Here is a 17,370-nt window from a genome sequence, read left to right as displayed (position 1 = left end):
TTACCTAAAAGTGTATAGATATATAGGCGGTATTACGACCGCTACAAATAAACTACATCGATATCGAGAGACTTGTACATTGTGCAAGTCTTCTTTGTATTGGAGTAAAGGAGAATCTTTATGAAACAAATTATTAATGTAGTTGATGCGCCATGTGGTTATGGCAAGACATCGTGGGCAATTCAAGCAATGAATGAAGCAAGTACTACATCGCATCATTTTATCTATGTCACTCCATTCTTAAATGAGGTGGAGAGAGTTAAAGAAACAGTAAGTAACAGGATGTTTCACGAACCTCTTGCGACAGGAAGTGGTACAACTAAACTTGAAAGCTTACACCAATTGCTAAGAGAAAAGAAGGATATTTGCACTACACATGCTTTATTTCAATCTGCAAATGCAGAAACTAGAAGATTACTAAAAGATAGCGGATATACATTGATTTTAGATGAAGTATTGAATGTGATAGAACAAGTTGACCTTAAAAGAAATGATTTACAATTGCTTTTGAAAAGCGGGGCAATATCAATTGAAGCAAATAATCTTGGAATTAAGTATATACAGTGGAATGATGAGTTTAAGGATTCCCAGACTAAGTATGACAAAGAAAAAAACATGGCTCTCACAGGAAATTTATTATACTGCTCAGACAGTGTCTTAATCTGGAATCTTCCATGTGATATGTTTAAACTATTCGATCACGTTTATCTTCTGACTTACCTTTTCAGTGGGCAACTACAAAGGTATTACTACGACCTGCACAATATTCAATACAGATACTTATCAGTAACAAAAGAAGAACAAGGTTATCAACTCGTCCCATACGATCAAAGAACACCTCAAGATAAAGTACAACTAAGAGAATTAGTTGACGTATATCAGGGTAATCTCAATGACATTGGCAGCAAGATTAATGCTCTCTCTTCAACTTGGCTAAAAAAACCAGAAAATCAGACTCCTCTAAAGAAAAATGCTTATAATTTCCTAACAAACAAAGTAAAAGCCACTACCTCCAACTCTTTATGGACTACAATTCTTCATAGTAAAAAAAATGTTGCTCCAAGAAATTTCGCAAAGGCATTTATACCAGTAAATGCTCGAGCAACTAACGAGTATAAGGATCGATTTAATTTAGCATATCTAGCAAATAGGTACATGTTAGTAATGGAAAAGAAATTTTTTGAACAATATGGAGTTAATGTTGACCAAGATATATGGGCATTATCAGAACTCATACAATGGGTTTGGAGAAGTCGTATTAGAGATGGTAAGCCAATTAACTTATATTTACCGAGTTCAAGGATGAGAACGTTGTTAAAGTTATATCTGACTAGTGATGTTTTTGAAACACCACCAGTTGGAGCAATTACTAACCAGCATCCTAGTGATTGGAACTTCGCATGATTTTTAGGGGGAGTAGTACCTATTCACCCTGAAAGAACCCTTTATTTATAAGGGTTTTTATTTTTATTCCTTAAAGAAAAAGAAATAAAATTGAGTACATGAAGTGATAAAGAAATTAATTAGCTTTGCTTTGCTATACTGAACGGAGCTTAGCGAAGTGATGGTATAGCAAAGGAGTGAAAATTAGGGAGTGAAGCGAAGCGGAACGAGTCTATTTTCGCAACTAGCACCCGTAGGGTGCATTTCTTGTTCTAGGGCGATCAAAAAGTTACACATTGAGCAGTAACCTATGCTTCACATTTGCTCCGCAAATGCTCCTCATAGGTTACTGCTAATGAATAACTTTTTGACCCGCCATTAAAATAATAAAGATATATAGACTAAATAATGGGAAATTCACCCCCTATTTATTTTTGTATTAACAAAAAATTATTTTGGAGCTTTTCTTTGAATATAAAGTATTGAACACCAGATATGTAACTATTTATTTAAGTATTTAGTCAGAATATTCTGTATAAAATGTAGACAATTCTTACATCATCTATTACCATATGTATTTGTACAATATTTAAAGGTTGGTGCTGATAACTTGAACACTAAAAAATGTTGCAGTGACTGCAAAGAATATAAAGATTTACAAAATTTTTACCCTCACAATAGCAGTAAAGTTGGAAAACGTATTTACTGTAATATTTGCTATAAAAGACGTCATGAAAAATCCTACATCAGAAGAATAGAACGTTTGAAACAATTACCAAACACTTTGAAAAAAAACGAAGAAGAAGAAATAAGGACGTATTTTGATAATTGTTGTGCATTGACAGGCGGAAAAAACAAGGTTGTTTTAGATCACTTTATACCTATAGCTTGGGAGGGGCTTCCTTCGAAATATGGGTTAGGTGGTACAACGTCTTCTAACATGCTTCCACTCGAAAGTAAATTGAATAACAAAAAAAATTCCAATAATCCATTTCATTGGTTTGAAAAAGTGAAGGACAAATATATGTTAAGTGAGGATAATTGGCAAAAGGCAATTGAATATCTTGCGGGTAGAAATGGGTTAACAGTTCTCCAATTTAAAAATAGAGTTAACTGTTGTTACCAGGAACTAATTGTGAAGAGACTAGTTGAAAATCTTGAAAGAAAGTTTGGATGGGAAGAGAGACCAGAACCTATGTTAAATAGATTTTTGAGACACGGAGTAAACATTCAAATTGCTGTCAAAGTTTATGGTAGCAAAGAATTGAATAACATTATTCATTCTGCAAATATCCAGGGGAAAATTCGTGTAACCAAAGAACGTCTCAGGAATAAAGTTGAAAATATGTTAACTAAAGTATAAAAGAATGTTTATAGCATATACTGACGCATCAGTACAAGCCCAACACTCCTATCTTGCTTTTGTGATTGAATTTGAAGATAAGCGTATTATTCAACGTAGGATAGTAATAGGTGAATCATACAATAATGTAGCGGAAGCACTAGCGATAAATGAATTGTTATCTTTTTTGGAATATCACAATATTCATAAGGGTGTCATTTTAATGGATTGTGTTGGAGTAATCAAACATCTAGCTAAAAGAAAAAGTAAACTATCGAAAATCATTGGAAGGAACTTCAAACGTACATTAAGGAAGCTGGGCTTAAGAACTCAAACAATTCCAAGAAGGTATAATTTTGCTCATCGTGTCTGCAAAAGCAGAAGTTTTTTTAGATCACATAATGTATCAGAAATAAACCGTAATGTTTATCAAAATATAATTGATTTTCCGCAATATATGTTAGACTTTTCAGCTTATCTAAGTTATATCAAACTAATTGGAAAGAATCGACCATACCATACTGCTGTTCGAAAATTGAACACACAAATTTGGCTTGGAAGGATGGTTAGTGAGGTAGATGAATCAATAGTTTATGAATATTACAATAGAAGATTGGAAGTTAAGGGTAATATCATAAATAGAATCAATTTAGTATCAGATTATAATAAAAATTGTCATCGAACTATAAGTGAGAAGAAAAAGAAACTAATAATATTGGTTACTGCTCACCCCCTCTATATCATGCTTACTCAAACTTAGAATAGTCCTATTTAGGACTATTCTTTTCGTTTAAATCGAACGTATATTCTTATATATTTGTATTAAAGGAGCGTGGTTTCTTGTGAGATATTCTATAATGTTTACTCGAAAGAGTCCGACTGAAGGTCGTAAAGTGTCTGTGATGGATTTTGTGCTTGGACGCATCATTACCTTTGAGGTAAGCGAAATTTACGGAGATGAAATGGAACAAGACTTAAAGGATTACATTAACACTCAAACTAAAAAGATAAACACTGGATATTGGGATTACACAGGTAAACATAAAATGTAGTGAAATAAAAAAAACCCAACTCATATGAGTTGGGCTTTACCATTTCACTGTATCCATTTCATAGACTTGATTGTTATCCTTATCAAATAAAATTATCTTTTCGACATTGTGTTTTTTATTGGTCTTGTCACTAAAAAACATGTTAAGTGAACCAACAAACTTTTTGGCATTTTCAAATTGAGAATCATCTGTGTATTGAACAGCAAAAATTCGTTCCCTATCAGTAATTTTAGCACCACTAGATGTTACTGAATCATACCATGAGGTTTTTCCAAATTTAGCAAAATTAAAGTACATGAATTCGTCTGCTGCTTTTTTAATTTCATCTGCTTCTTTCATTTGTGCCTGAGTTGGTTGTATCGTAACTGCTTCATCATTTTGTTGAATCACTTCTATAGTGGTTGTCTTGTTTATGTTCAAACCAAAATATACACCAGCGATTATAACTATAAAAACAATTCCTTTGTTTAATCCTTTTTTCAAAATTACTTCATCCCATTCATATAGATAGTATTCGTATTGATCTCAGAAAGCTTCATAAAAAGGACTAGTAAATAGATTGTATTTGTTATTAATCTTCCCACAGTTCATTCATAAGCTTTGTTATTTTGTCTTTACGAGCTTTGGTTTCTTTCTCATCGATGGTTATAGAACTATCATGATGGAAGACAATTACATCACCAACTTTAACTTCTCTAGGCAATTTTGATAAAGGTATGGCAAGTATCTTATTACTACACTCTACTACTGCTAAATCACCTTCAATACGATCTACAATTCCCTTTTTAGGCATCTATCTCACCGTTGATAAAGATAATTGTGTTCCGTTACTCTTGACTGTTATCGTCCCTCTTTGGTCTGTACGATATACAGATGAACCAATTGCTTTTAGTCTGTTTAATGCCCCCGCTGTCGGGTGTCCATAGCTGTTGTTAGCTCCTACACTAATAATTGAATACTTCGGTTTAACTAAACTAAGAAACTCTGCACTAGAGCCGTTTTCAGCGCCGTGATGGCTTACCTTTAATACATCAGCCTTCAACAATTGATTTGAAGCAATCATATCTTTTTCTGAGCCTAACTCTGCATCACCTGTAAACAAGAATGAGTTCTGGTTGTATGTCCAGTGTAGGACGGCACTCCAGTTGTTAAGGTCAGTACCATATTCTTTGTATGGTGCTACAAATTTAGCACTGACACCTTTTACATTAAGTGCTACTCCCGTTTTAGCTGTCTTGATTGTTAACCCTTCGTTCTTTACGGCTAACAAGAAATCTTCATATGCTTGAGTTGTGTGAGAAACTTTCGGTGCGTATACACTTTCCACCTTATATGCTTCCAGAACCTCGTCTAAGCCACCTATATGGTCAGCGTCAGGGTGAGTTGAGATCATTATCTCAATATCATCTACATTTTGAGATTTGAGGTATGCGACAACCTCATCACCTTTACCTTTATTACCAGCATCAATAATAATGTCTTCTCCTTCAGGAGCTTTGATGTAAATTGCATCACCTTGACCAACATCAATAAAATGCACTTTCATTTCCTTTGTCGGGATTACTCCATCGTATGTAATATCAATTCTATTAGTCTTTGAATCCCAAGTAACTTTTGCTCCAAATACTTCACTTACAAATCTTAATGGTACTAGTGTGCGATTATTCTTTGTTTGTGCAGGTACATCAATTGTCTTGGATACATTGTTGATCTTTACAGTTTTAGAGCCGATCTTCAGCCAAACATTGATATCATCTTTAACAGCTGTGATTGTCTGAGTACTTTGATGCCATGTTACCTCAGCACCTAGTTTTTCAAAGATACCTCTTAGTGGAACTAAAGTTCTTCCGTCTTGAATAATTGGCGGCTGATCGTAAACTTGTTTTTCATTGTTGATGTAAACAGTAAGCGGGTTAGCTGATGTTACTGTGTTCACCTTGAAGAAAGATACAACTAAACAAATCATTAAAAGTATTGAAAAACCTTTAAATCTCCTCATATTTCTCCCCCTTTTCTAATTTTTCACTTCATTTTAAATTTACCACAAAAAGGTAATTTTGTTATATAATCTTTTATTTTTTTCATATATCAATATGATTTAACGGATTATATTTCTCGTTTTGTTCTTTCAGATCATTTCCCCACATTGCTGAATATTTTTCAGTGACTGCAATCGATGAATGTCTCATAAGTTTTTGAATTGCAAAAGTACTCATACCAGCATGTATACACTTCTGACAAAAGGTATGTCTAAAGGTGTGACTTGATAAACGTACATCTCTGAAATTCATTATCTTAGATAATCGTTTAAAGACATTCTGTACTGCATTTGGAGTTAGTGGTTTGTTCTCCCTATTCGTAAATACGTATTCATTAATGTTTTCTTTTCCAAAGAAATGTTCACAGTACATTCTATATGCAGACAATTCCTGTATACACTTCTCTGCTATAGGAATTGACTCTTTTCTTCTGTTCTTTCCAAAAACATACATTGTGTGCTGCACAAAATTAATATCTGTCCATTTCATTGAACACAATTCTGATAACCTTAACCCAGTGCCTAGTAGAGTGATAATAACAGTGTGATCTCTATAAGAATGAAATGCGTGTTCTCGATTTCTTAAACGTCTGTAGTAGTTCAACATCTGTTTAATATGATAGTCAGTAAAAACATCAATCCGAATGTCTTCTCTAGCTTTCTGCACCCTCTTGGCGGGGTTTTTTTCAATCACTTCACATTCAACCATGTAATTTAAAAAAGCACGTATTCGCTGTAATTTAGAGTTTGTTGTGGTAGCATTATTTCCCCTCTTTTGGCAATGCAAAAGATATTGTTTGACCGTGTTCACAGTTATGTCTTGAACGTTCAATACTTCTTGTTCAAGACAAAATCCAAAAAACTGACTAAGTATGTCTTTGTAAGCGGTAATAGTCTTAGGTGACAAATTTTTAAATTCTCGATCTTCGTAAAAGTCCTGTACAGCAAATTTGATTAACATATAAAAAAACCACCTCACATTTTTTTCTGTGAAGTGGTCTTAGATGGCAATAACAGGTTTTGCCACGACCATAACATTTTTATGTACTTATAAATGGCTACAAACCCTTGGATTATCTGCGTATGGTGACCCGAGAGGGGTTCGAACCCACGACCTCCACCCTGTCAAGGTGGCGCTCTCCCAGCTGAGCTATCGGATCTCTATTTTTACGGAACAATTAAAAATATACGACAGGGCAACTAGTCTGTCAATAAAAAATTGACTTTATCAGCCTGAAAAACATTTATGAGCCTTCATTCACTTTTATGATCCTTCAAAAAAGTTTATGGTCCTTCAACAGATTTTATGAGCCTTCAAATTTTTTTATGGTCCTTCAAATCCATTTATAGGCTTTTCGACAAACTCCCCGCTTAAAAGTAAACAAAAAAACCTCCGCCAACGCGGAGGCTCCAATATCAACCTATTTTTTCTTCATTTTCATGCTGTGCGATTTCTTCAGCTGTCAGTCGCTCCTGCTTATCGCGAAGTCTGTGTGCAAGCCGGCTTGAGGCGTTGGCTGCAATACTTGCAACCAGGTCATCCAGGAAAGTATGCACTTTTCCGTTTGCTATCTTCGTATCGAGCTTTTGAATGATGCCCATCTTAAATTTATCTAAGTGGCCAAACGTCGTAACAGCGATGCTTCCGTATCCAAATACAGCACCGAGGGCGATCGTTTCATCTACTCCGAACAATCCTTCATCCTGTTCAACGATACTCTGCAAGGGTTCTGATAGCTTTTTTTGCTCAGCCAATATATCAAGTTCTACACCTACTAAAATAGCGTGCTGAATTTCTCTTTTCATTAAGACTGCATCTACGCTCTCGATGCATTCTTCTTTAGTCAGTCCTGGTGAAAATGGAATTTGCATTTCATAAACGATTTCTGCGATCTCAGGAATGGTGACGCCTCTTTCATTCAGCAGCCTTCTTGCTGCCGCTTCGACTTCCCTACTGTGCACTCTATTTTTCAACAGACTTCACCTCATCTTTATGTTCACTGTTAATCGTCATTCGTATTGATTCTTTCATTATAGCATTATATGTTACAATTATACGAGTCGAATGAAAACGCTTTTACTTAATATGATGTCAGCAAAGGAGGTCCGTTTATGGCCATTCTTAAAGGTTCCATTACAGACGATAAAATTCAAAGCAAATATTTAGATGAAACAATAGATTTACTAATCTATCTTCCTTCACGGTATACCCCGCTAGTAAAATATCCAATATTAATAGCACAGGATGGCAGGGATTATTTTCAATTAGGAAAGCTGTCAAAAACAGCAGACCGCTTGATGGAAGAAGACCAAATAGAAGATTGTATTATTATTGGTGTGAACCATAAAGGAATTGAAGACAGAAAAGCAAAATATGATCCAACAGGTGCAAAACATGAGAATTATATTCGATTTATGGCATATGAATTGACAGCTTATCTAAATGAGAAATTTAACACATTACAGCTAGGCGCAGGTATGGGATTAATCGGGGATTCACTTGGCGGATATGTTGCTATGAAACTTAGTCTTTTATATCCGAATACCTTTGGAAAAGTGATTGTGCAATCCCCTTATATTCCAGAAGAACTGCTGCAAACCGTTGAATCTATTGAACAAATGCAAACATTAACGATTTATCATTCCATCGGCGATGAAGAACATAGCTTCACTAATCCTGAAGGAATAACAAGAGATTTCCTTGCACCAAACCGCAGAATGAACAAGCTGCTAGCTAATTTTGCACTGGATTATGAATACTCGGAGTTTCAGGGTAATCATCTTTGGGTAAACTGGCAAAAAGATTTAGTCCCCGCATTAACGTTTCTTTACAATAATCGCTAACTGTGGGAAATAAAAAGAATATTTGGTATACTATTTCAAAAGATGAGGGAGGAAGAATTATGAAATATGGTATTGCAATTTTTCCATCAAAAAATCTACAAGACAAAGTAAATTCCTACCGAAAAAGGTACGATCCACACTATGCCCTTATCGCACCTCACATCACGTTAAAGGAACCATTTGAGGCGACTGAAGAAGAGCTTCAGGATCAGATTTCCTATATTTCTTCTGTAGCTCAGAACATTAATCCATTTTCAATTAAGATTAACAAGGTGGGCTCCTTCCATCCTGTTAATAATGCAATCTACCTAAAAGTAAACGAAGCAGAAGAATTAAATTCACTGCATGATCAGCTGTACTCAGGTCCGCTTGAACACCAGCAGCCTTATAATTTCGTTCCCCATCTAACATTGGGGCAAAAGCTATCTGACGAAGAGCATTCAGATGTCTTGGAGCGTCTTCGTATGATTGACATTGAACACGAAGAACGAATTGATCGCTTCCAGCTTCTATACCAGCTGGAGAATGGATACTGGACAGTATATGAAACGTTTCGTCTTGGAAAGGGTGTCTAAAAGATTTGATTAAAAAGTATACATCTGACGATCAAGGCTACAAAGATGCTTTAGAAGTTAGAAGAGATGTATTTGTACGTGAACAGCAAATTGATGAAAGTGAAGAGATCGATGAGTTCGAAGATTCCGCTACTCATTATGTTCTGTACGATGAAAACAGCAAGCCGGTTGGAGCATCCAGACTCCGCGAAGTAAAGGGTGAAGGTAAAGTTGAACGGGTTTGTGTCCTTTCCTCACATCGAAAAAAAGGATTAGGTGAAGAATTGATGAGAGCTATGGAACAGACTGCAAAAGATCAATCTTTTCCAAGCCTTATATTATATGCACAAATTCAAGCAGAAGACTTTTATAAAAAACTGGGGTATGAAACCACTTCCCCAGAACCATTTTTAGATGCCAACATACCACATGTAGCAATGAAAAAAGTATTGAATTCGTCCCAGTGACGGAATCAATACTTTTTTAGTTTATAAACGTCCTATCTCGTCAAAACTGAACAGTAATACGTAGTTGCGAGGAGATATGGCTGAATGAACTTGCATATTGGGCAGTTAACCTTAGAGTTGACGGTAGGATTTGTTGCTCTTTTTGTTCTGACAAAAATACTTGGAAAAACACAGATATCACAAATCACACCATTTGACTTTATTTCATCAATTTTTTTAGGGGAACTAGTAGGAAACGCAATGTATGATGATGAAACTTCTATTTTCGTCATCCTGTATGCCATTTTAATATGGGGCTCACTAGTATATATCGTAGAGGTTATTTCTCAAAAATTCATGGGAACACGAAAGATACTAGAAGGTGCTCCGACTATCGTTATACGCAAAGGGTTATTAGATAGAGATCAGCTCAAGAAAAGTAAGCTTGATATAAATCAGCTGCAGAACTTAGTCCGGCAAAAAGGATACTTCAGTCTTCGCGAAGTCGAATATGCCATCTTAGAAACAAACGGAACATTAAGCATATTGCCGAAATATCAATACGGATCACCAAATAGACAAGACTTGAATATGCATACAGGGCAACAGCCTGAACTTCCTGTTACTCTAATTCTAGATGGAGAAATAAATACGGATAATCTTTCAACCGCTGGAATATCAAAAAAGAACCTATTAAATCAGATTCATGAGCATGGTTATAAGTCTGTTGAAGAGGTTCTTTATGCAGAATTGTCAGAAGGCAAGCTGTTAATCATGCCGATGACTGACCCGAAAAAATAATAGGTCGTCCTTCTTTTATGGTATAAACCGCTTTCCCTTCTTCAATTAGCTGAATTAAGTATGCTGTTATAGCCGTTCTAAATAAGGAATACATTCCAAAATTTGCAGGTTCAATCTCATGTTTAACAAGCATTTTTGCTACCAAATCTTCCATAGAAAGACCTCGGTCGCCGCTCACGATCAGGAAGTTATTCAGTTGGCTTAATAGTCTTTGGTGGACTTCGATATTCGCTCTAATCGTGTCCTCATATTTATCTGAAAAAGCACCATGTCCCGGGAGCATTCCGTCAACTTTTACATGAAGAAGATAATCTAGTGTTGAAAAATTTAAAGCGGAGTCAACGATAAAAGGAATCTTATGTTTTTCTATAACTTCCCTGCCGAGAAACGCATCAGCGGCATATAAAATACCATTGTATAAAATCCCGAATTGATTATGACTATGACCAGGCAAATGAATGAATTCAACTTCAAACGAACCATCGCTCCAAATTCCTGACTCACAAATTTCATCAATTTGTATGGAGGGAGCTTCTAAAAATTTGTTCCGCATCTCTTTTAATGGTGTATTGCCATGAAACAAGTACATCGGTTCTAGAATAGGATATCTCATAATGGCTTCTTCAAGTAAAGAAGCTATTGTATGAACTTCATAGTTTTTTTGTATATATTGCGCGCCTCCAAAATGGTCAGCATGTGCGTGAGTAATAAACAAATGCGTAATTGGAAGCTTTTTGTCCTGCAGCATTTTAATGGCTTTTTTTGCCGCAGACGCCTCAAGACCTGCGTCGATCAGCATACCTGCCCTTCTATCCTCGCTAACGATGTAACCTATATTGACAGCACTTTTAAAATAAAAGCAACCCTCTTTTATTTCAATAAATTCCAACGGGATCACCTCAGATGTTAAGAGTTTTTTTGTTCGTGTATCTCTTTTTAGTTAAACAAAAAGGCTATTTTCGTAAACTTTGTTGCTATTTGAAATGGTTGATTTCCGCTCCAGGATACTCGCTTTCCGCGGGGCGTGCGGTGAGCCTCCTCATGGCTTTGCGCTTGTGGAGTCTCACCTGTCCCGCTGCTCCTGCAGGAGTCTCGCACCTTGCGCTCCAATCAGCTTGTCAACGAAGGGTCTTCAAAAAACGATTCAAAAAAAAAGAAACCTATTAAATGGTTTCGTTAATTATCAATCCTTTTCCTTCTATTTCACTCAAGACTTGGTGAAATCTCTTTTTTTCTTCTACTGAATAGCTACTTTTTTGACTCGAAGATGTATGAATGGTGTCATTATGAATGGGAGGAACATTTGAAACTACTGGAAGTCCAAGTTCAGCTTTTTCCATCCTGCTGGCATATTGCATCCTTTGTATAGGTATATACGGTAAAATATAGCCCATATACAACATCTCCTTTATTATGTATTTCTTTTTTCTTTTCCCTTTTCCTTCTAAGTTAAGCCTATTAAATAAAGAAAGAGCACCTTTAAGGGGCACTCTTAAAAACATGTGAATTGCTTATTCCCAAGGATCATAATATTCGCCGGAGCTGGAGCTAGAAGAAGATTCATATTTTTTATGGTTAGATCCATGTTTAGATGAAGAAGATTCATGCTTTTTGTGGCTGGATTCATGCTTGTAAGAGCTTGAGCTAGAAGATTCCCAATGATGTTCATCTTCATGGATAATGATTTTACCTGCTTTAATAATTACTTTATCTGCATAAATCTTTTTATACTTCTTATTATTTTTACAGTAAAAACAATCTTCCATGTTTCAACCTCCTCGTATAGTACATCTTATGCATGTCTAACGAGTTGGTTATAGGCTGTCTAACTAAAAATTTATAGCTATATGATTTACTGCTTTAGCTCGATATTTTTGTTTATGGAAATATACAAAAGCTTCAACCGTGATATTTTCATCAATCTTGCTCTTGATTGGTATCTGAAAATCATCCAAAGATAGTCTGTCACCGCTTTTGAACTTGGTTTCACGCAACGGACAAATCCATATTTCCCCTCGTTCCTTTGCTTTTTCAGCCCAATCATTATCCATATACATCCAAATAGACTGCAGCATTTCATCTTGTGTTGGTGATGCAATTAAGGAAATTATTTTCCCTTTTATTGCCGAAGATTCAGCTGGCTGAAAACGAAAACAGACATAAGGATTTTCTAGTGTTTCGGTTCCTGTATTCTCAAGATAAAATGATCCACGCACAAAACCTTTTCTATCTTTTGTAAAAATAACAGAGTAATCAAAGTAACACATACAATTTAATTCGTTTTTATTTCTTGGTACAGTTGTTTCAGCTTCTCGTTCTGTTTCCTCAAACACTGGCTCTGCTGATCGATTAATGTTTATTCTTTTTTCCATGCTTTTTACTCTTTGCTGATACAGGTCTATTTGTTGATCTTTGTCATTTAATTCTTGCTGAATGCTGCTTAATAATTCCTCATAACCCTTCATTCTTTTTTCCAGCTCATGCTCTTCCATACGATTTAACTTTTTAGAGAGATCTTCCACTTGCTTTCGTAAATGATCAATTTCCCTTTCTTTTTCTTCGATCAGCCGAAGGGAATCATTTATATTTTTTTCATTTTCTAATTGCTCCATCGTTTCTTCTGCAAACACCAGCTTCTTCTCAAGTTCGAGTGCTTTTTCTTTGTAATATTCTACTCTTGATATGAGCCGCTCATAGCTTAATTTGTCTTTTGTTCCCATGCATCTTCCCCCTTGCAAAATAGGCTCTTTTCTTATTGTATGTAACCCCTATCCAATCGTTCACTTTTTTTTCTCTAACAAAAAGGACCAACTGGTTTCCAGCGGTCCTTTTTACTCTTCAGATCCTTTGTTTTAACTGTGTTGCAAGCAATTTTCAACAGAGATTTCACCATTATCAACTGTGACTGTTCCTGTTGTAAATACTTTTTTGCCATGTGAGTTAATCAATTCAACCTCGAACATACTGCCATTTGGAGTGTCAACAAGAGCTAAATTAAAATCAAGTTTTTCTCCTTTTTTATCATGGTTATTAACTTTTCCTTTTCCGGAGATTGTTAATTTCTTTCCACCCATGAATTTCTCGCAGCATAATGTGTCTTGATTAAAGTCTGTTGCTGTAAAGCTAAAGTCTCTTTCACCATCAGATGTGTCAGTATCATTAAAGTTCAGCAAGAACTTGCTGTTAACCAGCTGGAAATTCGGACAAATATCAACCAATACAGTTGCACGGCCAGTTTCTGTTGCTCCACCTGACTCGCTTGTTAATCCGCTTGCCTCTCCTTCTGCTTTGCACACACAATCGGGCCTGGGAAATATGTCAGGGCATTGTTCCGGGAACGTTACCGCTGGACACATTTCATTTATAGTTTCTTCTGCTTCTAAATCATTTTCACGAGGTGAGCAGAATTTAGCTAATACCTCTAGTTTTACTTCAGCTTCAACTTGGATGTCGACGCAGAAAGTAATATCTAATGGAAAAGATCTAGGTGCTGGACTGTTCAACAAAACAGTACCAGATGGCACGCGGGCTAAGATTTTTGTAATACGGCAGAATAGGTCTGTTCCGTCTGGAAAGCACAGTACAAAAGATTCAAATACAGAAGCGTTTACCAATAGATCTGTTACTTCTTCTCCGTTTCGGTCTACAACTTTCACCTTAATATCAGTTGTAAACAGGAGTTCAACTAGCTGTGCATCTGCAAACCCACCGTTAAGTGCAACGGTTACATCTCTCTTTTCTCCTACTTGTTCGCATAGAAAATGTTCAGCACATTCATCATGTGTTTCGTTTGAAAGCGGGAATGCTGGTGGTGTTTTAGGTACTTTTGTAATGATTCTTAACGGGCGACGTCTAGGATCATCTAAAGCATCTTCTATTTTTGCAATTTGTTCAGGAGTAAAAGAAACAGTTTTTCTTACGCTTAGTGCATCCGTCACCCAGTCGTAAACTTTCTGTACGCGGATACACTCATCCTGCAAGTGTTTATGATTGTTTCCCATTGTTTCCCTTCCTTTCCTCATCATGATCTGAAGATTCCATACATACTATGGGAATAGAGTGGGTTATGACACAAGTACGACTGCCTATTTTTATAGACAACAGTTCAGGGAGGAAACAATATGAAAACATTGTGGTATAGCAATCATAAAGTATGTGATGTGACACCATTAGAATATGAAGCTATCAGTCTGTTATTACCTTATTGGGGGTTGCGGATTTCTGAAGAAGGTAAAGAAATTTCAGGTGCTCTCTCCACATTTATGTTAGGAATCCATGGCCTATCACAACAAAAAGTAAAAGAGCTTAATCAACTTTTACATCATACCGGAATTACAATTACTACGGATGATCGTGAAAAATGCGATCAGAGGTTTTATGTGGATTTTCACGAAAACCATCCCATGCCTTTAGCATTAAAAACTCCTGATCAAAAACTTTATTATCTCAATCCAGCTACAAATCTACGGTTCAACGTTCAGACCGCCATTCATAAAGGAATAACATTAAAAAGAAAGGATGGCCCACTCTTTCTAGCTGTTCAACCATCATTTGATAAACAAGCCACAGAGTGGATTAGTTATTTAATCATTCAAACATTCTTGAGATCACATTTTGAAGCATTAACTTCTATTTCAGAGTCTACCTATTTAACATGTGTTGAAAAGGTATTGGATAAAATAAATGACCGCTTTGCATCTATTCAACTTTCAGACTATAAATCAAAGGCTGCAAACGCACCAGCAGCTACTCCTGATTTTGATACAGCTTCAACTTCACTCATTGGTAAAGAAACAAAAGAATATGAGGAAAAAATGGTGAATCAACCAAATGCCCAAAAAATGTCAGGACAAAAAATAGCTGTTCCACAAATCAGACCATTTTCTGCATCTGGTTCGTTAATAACAAATGATGTTCCTAAGCCTTATGATCCTAGCTTGTTGAACAACAGAAAATCGAACCCTTTTAATCCTTTTAATTCTGCCATACAAAATAAATCTCGATCGATACATCCATTCAGCCAAAGTCACTCCGACTCACATGAAACATCAGTCATCAGTCCATTTCAGTCAAAAGAGCACACTTCGTCTTTAAATCGAGAATATACTAGCGATGACACCAGGATATTCAAACAGAGGAGAGATGGAAAGTGAATAAGGAAGATGTCCAGCATCTTTTTAATGAAATAAAAGCTAATAAATCTAAAGCTTCTGCAAAAAACAAAACCCTTTTTAGCCAGCAAGTAAAAAAGGGCTGCAGCTCCTGTGGAAAAGTAAAGTGGAAACCAAATAAGAATAATTAAATAAAAAAAGCTGCGATAGCGGCTTTTTTTATTTGAAGTAAAAAAGAATTTAATATAAGTAGCCTTTTTATAAAAGAACAGGATTCCTGCCGTTACCTTTCCGTCAATCTATTCATCTAATGTAATATCGGTAGGACAACCTACCAGGTAAATTAAGGGGGTGTAAGATGTATGTTGAAAAGAAGAGATAAACATCATGATTGTCACTGTAATAAAAAACACGAATGGAATAAACATCATGATTGTCACTGTAATAAAAAACATGAATGGAATAAACATCATGATTGTCACTGTAATAAAAAACATGACTGTAAATCTGAATGGATGGACAAACATGTTGATTGCCACTGCTGTAAAAAGCATGACTCTTGCTGGAAGCCAAAAACACTGTTTAATAAATGTGGGGAAAAACATCACCATTGTGAAAAAGAATGTCATTGTGAATGTATAGAATGTGTTGAAATTTTCTGTATCATTCAAGAAAATCATTGTCCATGGTGCGGAAGGTAATGAAAAGACAAATTCAATAACACTTACAGTGAGAAATCACTTGGTCTAGCCACTAATCAATTTAAAAAGAGCCTTGAGCTCTTTTTATTATGTTTGATTTTATGCAGTCACAAGCTTTATAAAAAAGTAAAAGATTGTACTAAAAAAAGGCGAAAGACATGGATAATTAGCCGCCTCAATTCTCTTGAAATTGCATCTTCTATATAAGGGAGTAAGATTTTATCTGCTTCCCAAATACCTATATAATAGGAGGAAAAAAAATGTCTGTAAACCCATTTCCACGTACCACGTCAACGGAGACTTGTGAAGCTACAAATGTGACACCTACTCCCATTCCAGCAGGAACACCAATTATTAAAGTTCCTGTAGTCTTACAAGAAATTCAAGTTCAGATTCCGATGCATGCTGAGATTGACTTTCCAGCTGGTCAAACCGTACTTGAGGTGAAAACGATTGGTAAAAAGACCTTCGTGACACAATGCAAGTTGCTTAATCGCCCACCTGCTCCAGGAACTGACCCTGCAACTTTTGTTGGTAAGGTTTTTCTCAGTGGCTTTGTACGCAAAAATATTCAATATGCCGCTAATCCAGTAGTTGATGCTCAAGGAGAAATTCTATCCCCTATCAATTCATTGACGGTAGAAGTTCCTTGGAGCTGTGTAGCTAGAGTAGAAGGTTTCCTAAACCTTCCAGTTGGACCTTTTACTGATGAAAGAGCTGATTTCGGTTACTTGATTTCTCAACCACTTCCAAATAATATGAATTTCGCTGCAAAGGATCGCCTAGAAGGTACTGACCTCTCTCAATTCCATCAGCTCAGTACTCAATTTTTCAACGAGATGCCGTTCTGCGAGCTTATCCAGGCTGATATTATTGAAATCGATGAGTCCTTAGACCGTGTACCTTTAACTGGCGGAACTGGAAGCCAAACAATTGTTGGAGAAGGTACGTTTACTCGTCTTTCTGAAAAAATGGTATTAGATTTAACAGTTAAACTTTTGCAAAAGCAACAAGTTCGCGTTGCTTCTTTAGGACCAGTAGTAGATCTATAATCTGCTAATTAGATTTAAATAAAAAAGGGCCTTAGGGCTCTTTTTT

General features: G+C 35.9%; 22 protein-coding genes, 1 tRNA gene and 1 pseudogene. 12 read left to right on the top strand and 12 right to left on the bottom strand.

The genetic code is table 11. The features are described 5' to 3' along the window. Window positions 1-120: 120 nt before the first annotated feature. The 4 genes from ACFQ4X_RS05525 (at window position 121) to ACFQ4X_RS05510 (ending at window position 3,777) form a co-directional block, all read left to right on the top strand. Window positions 121-1,404, top strand: coding sequence for a DEAD/DEAH box helicase family protein (locus ACFQ4X_RS05525; RefSeq protein WP_379833580.1), 1,284 nt, complete (start codon window positions 121-123; stop codon window positions 1,402-1,404). Between the two features lie 589 nt (window positions 1,405-1,993). Beyond that, window positions 1,994-2,746: a hypothetical protein gene (locus ACFQ4X_RS05520; RefSeq protein WP_379833578.1), complete on the top strand. Its 753-nt coding sequence runs from the start codon at window positions 1,994-1,996 to the stop codon at window positions 2,744-2,746. A gap of 4 nt (window positions 2,747-2,750) precedes the next feature. Beyond that, a complete protein-coding gene (locus tag ACFQ4X_RS05515; RefSeq protein WP_379833577.1) occupies window positions 2,751-3,485 on the top strand; it encodes a hypothetical protein in 735 nt (244 codons plus the stop codon). A gap of 82 nt (window positions 3,486-3,567) precedes the next feature. Further along, window positions 3,568-3,777, top strand: coding sequence for a hypothetical protein (locus ACFQ4X_RS05510; protein WP_379833575.1), 210 nt, complete (start codon window positions 3,568-3,570; stop codon window positions 3,775-3,777). A 36-nt stretch (window positions 3,778-3,813) separates the two neighbouring features. Here ACFQ4X_RS05510 and ACFQ4X_RS05505 read toward each other — a convergent pair whose 3' ends face one another. From ACFQ4X_RS05505 to ACFQ4X_RS05480, 7 genes and pseudogenes are all read right to left on the bottom strand, one after another. Further along, window positions 3,814-4,260, bottom strand: coding sequence for a hypothetical protein (locus ACFQ4X_RS05505; RefSeq protein WP_379833574.1), 447 nt, complete (start codon window positions 4,258-4,260; stop codon window positions 3,814-3,816). 88 nt (window positions 4,261-4,348) lie between these two features. Beyond that, window positions 4,349-4,570, bottom strand: a complete 222-nt coding sequence (locus ACFQ4X_RS05500; RefSeq protein WP_379833572.1) for a DUF3006 domain-containing protein — start codon at window positions 4,568-4,570, stop codon at window positions 4,349-4,351. Then, on the bottom strand, window positions 4,571-5,323 hold the full coding sequence (locus tag ACFQ4X_RS19395; RefSeq protein ID WP_425589403.1) for a ComEC/Rec2 family competence protein: 753 nt from the start codon (window positions 5,321-5,323) through the stop codon (window positions 4,571-4,573). Between the two features lie 45 nt (window positions 5,324-5,368). Then, window positions 5,369-5,743 (bottom strand): annotated as a pseudogene (locus tag ACFQ4X_RS19390) (copper amine oxidase N-terminal domain-containing protein); the annotation flags it as partial. 115 nt (window positions 5,744-5,858) lie between these two features. Next, the gene (locus ACFQ4X_RS05490) at window positions 5,859-6,776 is read right to left on the bottom strand and encodes a tyrosine-type recombinase/integrase (protein ID WP_379833569.1); all 918 of its coding nucleotides are present in this window, start codon (window positions 6,774-6,776) and stop codon (window positions 5,859-5,861) included. Between the two features lie 123 nt (window positions 6,777-6,899). Next, a tRNA-Val gene (locus ACFQ4X_RS05485) sits at window positions 6,900-6,975 on the bottom strand. 256 nt (window positions 6,976-7,231) lie between these two features. Continuing rightward, on the bottom strand, window positions 7,232-7,789 hold the full coding sequence (locus ACFQ4X_RS05480) for a phosphatidylglycerophosphatase A family protein (RefSeq protein ID WP_066288926.1): 558 nt from the start codon (window positions 7,787-7,789) through the stop codon (window positions 7,232-7,234). Between the two features lie 138 nt (window positions 7,790-7,927). Between ACFQ4X_RS05480 and ACFQ4X_RS05475 the strand changes: the two genes are divergently transcribed. The 4 genes from ACFQ4X_RS05475 (at window position 7,928) to ACFQ4X_RS05460 (ending at window position 10,460) form a co-directional block, all read left to right on the top strand. Then, window positions 7,928-8,659 (top strand): alpha/beta hydrolase, encoded by a 732-nt coding sequence (locus ACFQ4X_RS05475; protein WP_379833567.1) that lies wholly within the window; start codon window positions 7,928-7,930, stop codon window positions 8,657-8,659. A 59-nt stretch (window positions 8,660-8,718) separates the two neighbouring features. Further along, complete coding sequence (locus ACFQ4X_RS05470) at window positions 8,719-9,234, top strand: YjcG family protein (RefSeq protein WP_379833565.1); 516 nt, start codon at window positions 8,719-8,721, stop codon at window positions 9,232-9,234. 5 nt (window positions 9,235-9,239) lie between these two features. Further along, window positions 9,240-9,680, top strand: coding sequence for a GNAT family N-acetyltransferase (locus tag ACFQ4X_RS05465; RefSeq protein ID WP_379833564.1), 441 nt, complete (start codon window positions 9,240-9,242; stop codon window positions 9,678-9,680). A gap of 84 nt (window positions 9,681-9,764) precedes the next feature. Further along, a complete protein-coding gene (locus tag ACFQ4X_RS05460; protein ID WP_379833562.1) occupies window positions 9,765-10,460 on the top strand; it encodes a DUF421 domain-containing protein in 696 nt (231 codons plus the stop codon). Here ACFQ4X_RS05460 and ACFQ4X_RS05455 read toward each other — a convergent pair. The 5 genes from ACFQ4X_RS05455 to ACFQ4X_RS05435 form a co-directional block, all read right to left on the bottom strand. Next, window positions 10,432-11,358 carry an MBL fold metallo-hydrolase gene (locus ACFQ4X_RS05455; RefSeq protein ID WP_379833561.1) on the bottom strand — a complete coding sequence of 309 codons (927 nt, stop codon included), beginning with the start codon at window positions 11,356-11,358 and terminating at the stop codon, window positions 10,432-10,434. The genes ACFQ4X_RS05460 and ACFQ4X_RS05455 overlap by 29 nt on opposite strands. Before the next feature lie 265 nt (window positions 11,359-11,623). Further along, window positions 11,624-11,854, bottom strand: a complete 231-nt coding sequence (locus tag ACFQ4X_RS05450) for a hypothetical protein (RefSeq protein WP_379833559.1) — start codon at window positions 11,852-11,854, stop codon at window positions 11,624-11,626. A 117-nt stretch (window positions 11,855-11,971) separates the two neighbouring features. Continuing rightward, entirely contained in the window at window positions 11,972-12,226 is a 255-nt protein-coding gene (locus ACFQ4X_RS05445) for a hypothetical protein (RefSeq protein WP_379833557.1), read from the bottom strand. Window positions 12,227-12,289: 63 nt separating this feature from the next. Beyond that, complete coding sequence (locus tag ACFQ4X_RS05440) at window positions 12,290-13,180, bottom strand: hypothetical protein (protein WP_379833556.1); 891 nt, start codon at window positions 13,178-13,180, stop codon at window positions 12,290-12,292. A gap of 132 nt (window positions 13,181-13,312) precedes the next feature. Continuing rightward, window positions 13,313-14,461, bottom strand: coding sequence for a hypothetical protein (locus ACFQ4X_RS05435; RefSeq protein ID WP_379833554.1), 1,149 nt, complete (start codon window positions 14,459-14,461; stop codon window positions 13,313-13,315). A gap of 120 nt (window positions 14,462-14,581) precedes the next feature. On the opposite strand from ACFQ4X_RS05435, the gene ACFQ4X_RS05430 reads away from it, so the two are divergent. From ACFQ4X_RS05430 to ACFQ4X_RS05415, 4 genes are all read left to right on the top strand, one after another. Next, window positions 14,582-15,613, top strand: a complete 1,032-nt coding sequence (locus ACFQ4X_RS05430; RefSeq protein ID WP_379833553.1) for a hypothetical protein — start codon at window positions 14,582-14,584, stop codon at window positions 15,611-15,613. Beyond that, a complete protein-coding gene (locus ACFQ4X_RS05425) occupies window positions 15,610-15,762 on the top strand; it encodes a hypothetical protein (protein WP_379833551.1) in 153 nt (50 codons plus the stop codon). Before ACFQ4X_RS05430 ends, ACFQ4X_RS05425 begins: the two co-directional genes overlap by 4 nt. A gap of 196 nt (window positions 15,763-15,958) precedes the next feature. After that, window positions 15,959-16,213, top strand: a complete 255-nt coding sequence (locus tag ACFQ4X_RS05420; RefSeq protein ID WP_379833550.1) for a hypothetical protein — start codon at window positions 15,959-15,961, stop codon at window positions 16,211-16,213. Window positions 16,214-16,532: 319 nt separating this feature from the next. Next, window positions 16,533-17,324, top strand: a complete 792-nt coding sequence (locus ACFQ4X_RS05415) for a CsxC family protein (protein WP_379833548.1) — start codon at window positions 16,533-16,535, stop codon at window positions 17,322-17,324. Window positions 17,325-17,370: the final 46 nt, after the last annotated feature.

The sequence above is a fragment of the Fictibacillus halophilus genome, assembly GCF_042680145.1.
GTDB lineage: Bacteria > Bacillota > Bacilli > Bacillales > Fictibacillaceae > Fictibacillus > Fictibacillus halophilus_A.
Note: the sequence above shows the minus strand (reverse complement) of the source record. Positions and strands in the feature narration are given on the sequence as shown.

Coding starts and splice junctions, on each gene's coding strand:
- ACFQ4X_RS05525 (WP_379833580.1), top strand. CDS start 121: ATGAAACAAATTATTAATGTAGTTGATGCGCCATGTGGTTATGGCAAG.
- ACFQ4X_RS05515 (WP_379833577.1), top strand. CDS start 2,751: ATGTTTATAGCATATACTGACGCATCAGTACAAGCCCAACACTCCTAT.
- ACFQ4X_RS05500 (WP_379833572.1), bottom strand. CDS start 4,570: ATGCCTAAAAAGGGAATTGTAGATCGTATTGAAGGTGATTTAGCAGTA.
- ACFQ4X_RS19395 (WP_425589403.1), bottom strand. CDS start 5,323: ATGAAAGTGCATTTTATTGATGTTGGTCAAGGTGATGCAATTTACATC.
- ACFQ4X_RS05490 (WP_379833569.1), bottom strand. CDS start 6,776: ATGTTAATCAAATTTGCTGTACAGGACTTTTACGAAGATCGAGAATTT.
- ACFQ4X_RS05475 (WP_379833567.1), top strand. CDS start 7,928: ATGGCCATTCTTAAAGGTTCCATTACAGACGATAAAATTCAAAGCAAA.
- ACFQ4X_RS05470 (WP_379833565.1), top strand. CDS start 8,719: ATGAAATATGGTATTGCAATTTTTCCATCAAAAAATCTACAAGACAAA.
- ACFQ4X_RS05460 (WP_379833562.1), top strand. CDS start 9,765: ATGAACTTGCATATTGGGCAGTTAACCTTAGAGTTGACGGTAGGATTT.
- ACFQ4X_RS05450 (WP_379833559.1), bottom strand. CDS start 11,854: ATGGGCTATATTTTACCGTATATACCTATACAAAGGATGCAATATGCC.
- ACFQ4X_RS05445 (WP_379833557.1), bottom strand. CDS start 12,226: ATGGAAGATTGTTTTTACTGTAAAAATAATAAGAAGTATAAAAAGATT.
- ACFQ4X_RS05440 (WP_379833556.1), bottom strand. CDS start 13,180: ATGGGAACAAAAGACAAATTAAGCTATGAGCGGCTCATATCAAGAGTA.
- ACFQ4X_RS05435 (WP_379833554.1), bottom strand. CDS start 14,461: ATGGGAAACAATCATAAACACTTGCAGGATGAGTGTATCCGCGTACAG.
- ACFQ4X_RS05430 (WP_379833553.1), top strand. CDS start 14,582: ATGAAAACATTGTGGTATAGCAATCATAAAGTATGTGATGTGACACCA.
- ACFQ4X_RS05420 (WP_379833550.1), top strand. CDS start 15,959: ATGATTGTCACTGTAATAAAAAACACGAATGGAATAAACATCATGATT.
- ACFQ4X_RS05415 (WP_379833548.1), top strand. CDS start 16,533: ATGTCTGTAAACCCATTTCCACGTACCACGTCAACGGAGACTTGTGAA.